Origin of the sequence: Micromonospora sp. NPDC049060 (genome assembly GCF_040649055.1) — a bacterium.
GTDB classification, from domain to species: Bacteria; Actinomycetota; Actinomycetes; order Mycobacteriales; family Micromonosporaceae; genus Micromonospora; species Micromonospora reichwaldensis.
Genome location: NZ_JBEZEV010000021.1, coordinates 72,365 through 78,864, shown reverse-complemented (window position 1 = coordinate 78,864; position 6,500 = coordinate 72,365). Strand labels below are relative to the sequence as shown.

General features: G+C 73.8%; 9 protein-coding genes. 3 read left to right on the top strand and 6 right to left on the bottom strand.

Annotated elements, in window-relative coordinates:
• From AB0B83_RS11695 to AB0B83_RS11675, 5 genes are all read right to left on the bottom strand, one after another.
• Positions 1-84, bottom strand: an 84-nt coding sequence (locus AB0B83_RS11695) for a hypothetical protein (protein WP_357578117.1), incomplete at its 3' end; no start/stop codon positions are given.
• A gap of 42 nt (positions 85-126) precedes the next feature.
• Complete coding sequence (locus AB0B83_RS11690) at positions 127-1,086, bottom strand: electron transfer flavoprotein subunit alpha/FixB family protein (protein WP_357578116.1); 960 nt, start codon at positions 1,084-1,086, stop codon at positions 127-129.
• Between the two features lie 11 nt (positions 1,087-1,097).
• Positions 1,098-1,877: an electron transfer flavoprotein subunit beta/FixA family protein gene (locus AB0B83_RS11685; protein ID WP_357578115.1), complete on the bottom strand. Its 780-nt coding sequence runs from the start codon at positions 1,875-1,877 to the stop codon at positions 1,098-1,100.
• 456 nt (positions 1,878-2,333) lie between these two features.
• Entirely contained in the window at positions 2,334-2,747 is a 414-nt protein-coding gene (locus tag AB0B83_RS11680) for a hypothetical protein (RefSeq protein ID WP_357578114.1), read from the bottom strand.
• Entirely contained in the window at positions 2,744-3,541 is a 798-nt protein-coding gene (locus tag AB0B83_RS11675; protein ID WP_357578113.1) for a GNAT family N-acetyltransferase, read from the bottom strand. The genes AB0B83_RS11680 and AB0B83_RS11675 overlap by 4 nt, the downstream gene beginning before the upstream one ends.
• Before the next feature lie 40 nt (positions 3,542-3,581).
• Between AB0B83_RS11675 and AB0B83_RS11670 the strand changes: the two genes are divergently transcribed.
• Genes AB0B83_RS11670 through AB0B83_RS11660 form a run of 3 tightly spaced genes read left to right on the top strand, consistent with a single transcriptional unit; the run spans position 3,582 to position 4,792 of the window.
• A complete protein-coding gene (locus AB0B83_RS11670) occupies positions 3,582-3,965 on the top strand; it encodes a DUF202 domain-containing protein (protein WP_357578112.1) in 384 nt (127 codons plus the stop codon).
• Complete coding sequence (locus tag AB0B83_RS11665) at positions 3,962-4,330, top strand: DUF202 domain-containing protein (RefSeq protein ID WP_357578111.1); 369 nt, start codon at positions 3,962-3,964, stop codon at positions 4,328-4,330. Before AB0B83_RS11670 ends, AB0B83_RS11665 begins: the two co-directional genes overlap by 4 nt.
• 27 nt (positions 4,331-4,357) lie before the next feature.
• On the top strand, positions 4,358-4,792 hold the full coding sequence (locus AB0B83_RS11660) for a PLD nuclease N-terminal domain-containing protein (RefSeq protein ID WP_357578110.1): 435 nt from the start codon (positions 4,358-4,360) through the stop codon (positions 4,790-4,792).
• Between the two features lie 45 nt (positions 4,793-4,837).
• On the opposite strand, the gene AB0B83_RS11655 is transcribed toward AB0B83_RS11660, so the two are convergent.
• On the bottom strand, positions 4,838-6,460 hold the full coding sequence (locus tag AB0B83_RS11655) for an acetolactate synthase (RefSeq protein WP_357578109.1): 1,623 nt from the start codon (positions 6,458-6,460) through the stop codon (positions 4,838-4,840).
• Positions 6,461-6,500 lie beyond the last annotated feature (40 nt).

Sequence of the window (6,500 nt, the reverse complement as noted above, 5' to 3'; positions counted from 1 at the left end):
GTCGCGCAGCCGCTGCTCCGACTCGGCGAACGTCCACGAGTCCCGGCTGGCGTTCTGCTGCATCTCCAGCGCGCTGACCGCCACGCCCGCGTCGCGGTTCCCGGCCCGCGCCGGACGGGCGTCAGCTCACTTGCGCTTGCGGATCTCGTCCGCGGCCTGCGGGACGATCTTGAACAGGTCGCCCACCACGCCGAAGTCGGCCAGCTCGAAGATCGGCGCCTCGCCGTCCTTGTTGACCGCGACGATGGTCTTCGAGGTCTGCATGCCGGCCCGGTGCTGGATGGCACCGGAGATGCCGAGGGCGACGTAGAGCTGCGGGGAGACCGTCTTGCCGGTCTGTCCCACCTGGAACTGGTGCGGGTAGTAGCCGGAGTCGACGGCCGCGCGGGACGCGCCCACGGCGCCGCCGAGCAGGTCGGCCAGCTCCTCGACCAGCTTGAAGTTGTCGGCGTTGCCGACGCCACGACCGCCGGAGACGACCACGCCGGCCTCGGTGAGCTCCGGACGGGAGCCCTTCTGCTCGGCGACCCGGTCGACGACCTTGGCCAGCTTGTCGGTGTCGGTGACCGCGACGGTGAGCTGCTCGACGGCCGGGCTGGCCGCCGCCGGGGTCGGGTTGACCGAGTTGGGCCGGAGGGTCACCAGCGGCAGGCCGCGGGTGACCCTGGACTTGACGATGGTGGAGCCGGCGAAGGCCACCTGGGTGGCGGTGCCGTCGGCCGCCAGGCCGACCACGTCCGTCAGGATGCCGTTGTCCAGCTTGACGGCCAGCCGGGCGGCGATCTCCTTGCCCTCCTGGGAGGAGGCGAGCAGCACGGCGGCCGGCTGCACCCGCGAGACCAGCTCGGCCACCACGGTCGCCTTGGGAGCGACCAGGTAGCCGTCGATCTCCTCGCTCTCGGCCGCGTAGATCTTCTCCGCGCCGTACTCGCCCAGCTTGGCGCTCAGCGCCTCGGCGGCGCCGGGGCCGCCGAGCACGACCGCGCTCGGGGTGCCCAGCTCGCGGGCGAGGGTGAGCATCTCCAGGGTGACCTTCTTGACGCCGAATTCCCGGGTGGCTTCGACGACGACCAGAACCTCAGACATGTCCAGACCTCTCACACGAACTTCTCGGTGGCGAGGAACTCGACCAGCTTCACGCCGCCGTCGCCCTCGTCGGTGACCTTCGCGCCGCCGGAGCGCGGCGGACGCTTGCTGTGCTCCAGCACGGCGCTGGTCGCGCCCTCGAAGCCCACCTCGGCCGGGGCGACCCCGAGGTCACCCAGGGAGAGCGTCTGCACCGGCTTCTTCTTGGCGGCCATGATGCCCTTGAAGGACGGGTAGCGCGGCTCGTTGATGGTGTCCCAGACCGAGACCACGGCGGGGGTGGTGGCGGTGACCACCTCGTAGCCCTCCTCGGTCTGCCGCTCGACGGTCAGGGTGGAGCCGTCGACCGTGAGCTTGCGGGCGCCGGTGAGCGCCGCGACGCCCAGCCGCTCGGCGAGCATGTGCGGCATGACCTGCACCCGGCCGTCGGTCGACTCGCTGCCGCAGAGCACCAGATCGGCGTTGAGCTGACCGAGGGCGGCGGCGAGCACCTTCGAGGTGGCCACGGCGCAGGAGCCGTGCAGGGCGTCGTCCACGACGTGCACGGCCTTGTCCGGGCCCATGGAGAGCGTCTTGCGGATCGACTCGGTCGCCCGGTCCGGACCCATGGTCAGGACGGTCACCTCGCCCCCGTGGGCCTCCTTGATCTTCAACGCCTCCTCGATGGCGTACTCGTCCATCTCGTTGATGACGTTGTTCGCCGAACCGCGGTCGACGGTGTTGTCGTCACTGCGCAGGTTGCGGTCCGCGCCCGAATCGGGCACCTGCTTGACGAGTACGACGATGTTCATCGCGCTTCGACGACCCTCCTGTAGGTGTTGCGATCGCTCGCCCGGTCTGGGGCGCAGCCTCGCGCTTCCGTTGACGCCGGTCAACCGCGAGGTGCTGTGCAGTTGCCCACGGCGCAATGTTACCTGCCAGTAGCATCTGCCTCCGGCGACCTCAGGGTGACACAGCTCACCGACGGCCATGCGGGCGGGTAATCTGACGAATCGGGAGGTGTCATGAAATGCCAGAAAACACCAGCACCGGCCGTACCAACGCCCCACGGCACCGCTGTCGCCGGACCCGACCCGAGGCGTACCGGTGCGCCTGCGGCCGACTGCGCGACCGGTGCGTACGGGCCGCCGTCCGGGCGCTCTGGTCGCCGACCCGACGCGCCGCCCACGGCGGGACCGCCCACCCCGACGCGCCCCCGCGCCCGGAGGCGACCACGGCGGCCGTCCGCGCCGGGACCACGGCACGGCTCACGCCGGCTGATCCAACGCGTCCCTGATCCGCTCGATGGCCGCCGCCTCGGCCGGGGCGACCCCCCGGTGCGCGCCGGCCACCCGCTCGGCCGCCGAGAGCACCACCTCGCGGTAGCCGGCCACGTCCCGGGGCGACTTCTCCCGCAGGATCCGCACCGAGCGGCCCAGCGCCGGCAGCACCACCGCCTCGATCTCCAGCGCCGAGTCCCGGGGCAGCTTCGGCAGCGGACCGCTGGTCAGCGCCTCCTTCACCACCCCGCTGCTGTCGGCCATCGCGCCGGAGGCGGCGAAGCTCTCCCGGAACAGGGCGAGCATCCCCGGGTCCGCGTTGGCCACCAGGAACACCGCCCCGAACGCGCCCGTCTTGAGGGTCAGCCGCTCCTCGTCCGTCAACCGCTGCTCCATGATCACGGAGTGTAGACGTACGGAGTGGTGGTCGTGACCGGGACGAGACCGAGCCGCTGGAGGATCGGCCGGCTCTCCGGCGAGCAGTCCACCTGGAGCAGCGTCCTGCCGCGCTGCTCGGCCAGGCGCGCCCGGTACGCGACCAACGCCCGGTAGACGCCTCGCCGCCGCCACTGCGGCAGGGTCGAGCCGCCCCAGAGGGTCGCGAAGCCGGTGTTCGCCTGGTAGCGGACCCAGCCCGCGCTCACCACCGTGTCGTCCGCCTCGGCGACGACGATCGAGATGGACTGCGGGTCGGCCTCGATCTCCCTCGCCAGGCCGGTCACCAGGTGGCTGCGGTCGTCGTGCCAGACCGCCTCCTCCATCGCCGCGATGCGCTCCAGGTCCTCCCGGGCACCGACCTCGCGCAGGCGTACGCCCTCGGGCAGCACGGGCACGGCGGCGGCCAGCGTCGCGACCGGACCGACCACGACGGTCTCCTCCGCCTCCGCGACGAACCCGGCGGCGCGCAGCCGATCGGGCAGGTCCGCCGGCTGGTCGTGGCCGTTGAGCTTCCACTCCACCGCCTCGCCGCGCCGACGGAAGAACTCCACCTGCCGGGCGATCAACGCGTCCAGTTCGGCCCCGGCGAGCCCGTCCAGCGTGCGGTACGTGAGGAAGCCGCGCCGGTCGAGGCCGAGGACCCGGACCAGCGGGCCGTCCCGTTCCACGGTGACCCCGGCCGGCAGCGGGTCCGGAATCTCCGGGCGGATCTGGGCGTCGTAGGCGTCTCGCAACGTGCGGGCGTCAAGATCGGTCATCACCCGAGGCTACGACCGACCGGAAACGGATAATGGCCACGTGTGGCAGACGATCAGGCGGTGGTTCGACCCGCGCGAGCTGCGGGCGGTGGGCAGCACCCCCGACTACCGCTTCTCGCTGGCCAACGAGCGGACGTTCCTGGCCTGGCTGCGTACCGGGCTGGCGCTGGTCGCGGGCGGACTGGCCGCCGCGCAGTTCCTGCCGCCGGCGCACCTGCGGGAGGTGATCGCCATCGCGCTGCTGCTGCTCGGCGGCACGGTGGCGGTGCGCGCGGTCGACCACTGGGCGCGTACGGAGCGGGCCATCCGCCTCGGCGAGGAACTGCCCGCCTCACGCTTCCCGGCGGTGCTCGCCCTCGCCGTCGGCCTCGGCGCGCTGCTGCTGGTGGCGGCGGTGCTGGCCCGGGCGGTCGGTGGCCCGTGAGCCGGCCCGGCGGAGCCGGCGGGCACGGGGCGCAGCCGCCGGGGCGGGACCGGCCGGCGCGCGACCCCGGGCTGCAACCCGAGCGGACCCGGCTGGCCTGGCGGCGTACCGCCCTGGCACTCACCGTGATCATGGTGCTGACCGTGCGGCTCGCGCTCACCGGACCGCCCGCCGGCGGGGCGTTCGGCGCGCTCGTCGCCGGGGCCGCCGTGCTGGGCTGGGGCGCGGCGCTGACGGTCTGCTGGCGGCGGGCCACCGGCACGGGCCCGGCCCCCGGCTACGGGCGGTCGCTGCCCCTGGTCGCCCTCGCCACGGCCGGCTTCGCGCTGCTCGGCACCCTCCTGGCGGCGAGCGGCCTGGGTTGACGGGGACCGGTGCGCCATGATTGACGCATGGCCCGGTTCTACGTCCTCCTCTTCGTCGTGCAGATCGTCCTCGCCGTCTGCGCGCTGATCAGCTGCCTCTCCGCCGAGGAGGGCGAGATCAAAGCCCTGCCCCGGATCGCCTGGGTGCTGATCATCCTGTTCTTCCCGCTGCTCGGCTCCCTCGCCTGGTTCGCCGCCGGGCGAGAGCGCGTCCCCGGGCGGCCCGCCGGCGGAACGCCGAAGGGCCGGCTCCTGCCGCCCCGGGAGCGGCCCCGCCCGGTCGCCCCCGACGACGACCCCGAGTTCCTCCGCTCGCTCGGCGAGCGTTCCCGGCGCGAGGACGGCGAGCTGTTCCGCCGCTGGGAGGAGGACCTGCGCCGCCGCGAGGACGAGATGCGCCGGCGCGACGGCGAGCCGCCGCGCGAGGAGGATCGGCCCGAGGGGTCCACGCCCGCGTCCTGAGCGCGCCGCCGTCGCCGGCCTCCCGGCGACGGCGGCGGGCCCGGCTCAGGCCAGGTTCGACGAGCGGGGGTACGCGTCGGCCGGGTCGGTGAGCACGTTGACCAGGTACGGCACGCCGGCGTCGAACGCCCGCCGCAGCGCCGGGCCGAGGTCGCCCGCCTTCGCCACCGTCTCGCCGGCCCCGCCGAGGGCGCTCACGACGTGGTCGTAGCGCAGCTCCGGCTGGAGGTCGGCGGCGACGTCGTAGCCGTACATGGCGCGCATGGGGTGCTTCTCCAGGCCCCAGATGCCGTTGTTGCCGACCACGATCACCACCGGCAGCTTCTGCCGGGCGAGGGACTCCACGTCCATCAGCGAGAAGCCGGCCGCGCCGTCGCCCATGAGGACGCAGATCTGCCGGTCGGGGTGGCTGACCCGGGCGCCCATCGCGTAGCCCATGCCGGTGCCCAGGCAGCCGTACGGGCCGGGGTCGAGCCAGGTGCCGGGCTGCGCGGGCTCCAGGTAGCGGCCGGCGTACGAGACGAAGTCGCCGCCGTCGCCGATGGTGATGGCGTCGCGGGCCAGCACCTTGCGCAGCTCGCCGTAGACCCGGGCGGGCCGGATCGGGTCCGTCTCGGCGGCCATCTCCTCGGCGTCGCGGGCCTTCGCGGCGTCCTCGGCGACCCGCAGCTCGGCGATCCAGTCGGCGTGGTCGGCCCGGTCGCCCGGGTAATCGGCCAGGGCGGTGAGGATCAGCCGCAGGTCGCCAGCGGGGGCGGCGGCCGGCTGCACGTGCGCGGCCCGCTGGCTGGGCGCGTCGACGATGTGCACCACCTGGGCGTCGCCGAAGTCGCCGAAGCTGAGCCGGAAGTCGAGCGGGGTGCCGATCACCACGACCACGTCGGCGCCCCGCAGCGCCACGCGACGGGCCTTGGCGAAGGCGAGCGGGTGCTCCGGCGGCAGCGCGCCCCGGCCCATCCCGTTGGTGAAGACCGGCACCTGGAGCGACTCGGCGGCGGCCCGCAGGGCGTCGACCGCGTCCCCGGCGTAGACGTCGGAGCCGGCGATGATCACCGGGCGGCTCGCGGCGGCGACCAGGCCGGCCGCCTTCGCCACCTCGTCGGTGTCCGGCTCGACCGGCGCGATGCCCGGCAGCGCGGGCAGCTCGGCGTCGGAGACCGAGAAGACCGCCTCCAGGGGGAAGTCGAGGAAGACCGGGCCCCGGTGCGGGGTGAGCGCCGCGGTCAGCGCCGCGGTCACCGCGCGCGGGATGTCGTCGGGGCTGAACACCGTCTCGGCGTGCTTGGTGACGGGGGCGACCAGCGGCAGGTGGTCCATCTCCTGGAGGCTGCCCGAGCCCCAGCGGAACTGCGGGGCCCGGCCGCCCAGCACCAGCACCGGGGAGGCGTTGAAGTATGCGCTCGTCAGCCCGGAGATGCCGTTGGTGACGCCGGGGCCGGCGGTGAGCACGGCGAGGCCGGGTCGACGCTGGAGCTTCGCCACCGCCTCGGCGGCGAAGACCGCCGACTGCTCGTGCCGTACGTCGTAGAGGGGGAAGCCGGTCTTGTGCGCGGCGTCGTAGAGCGGAAAGACGTGCCCGCCGGAGAGGGTGAACATCTCCCGCACCCCGTACGCACGCAGCGCCGCGAGTGCGAGCTCCCCGCCGTGACCTTCGATCCGCTCCGTCATCGCCGCTCTCCCCTTCGTCCGCATGGCCGGAGTCACACGC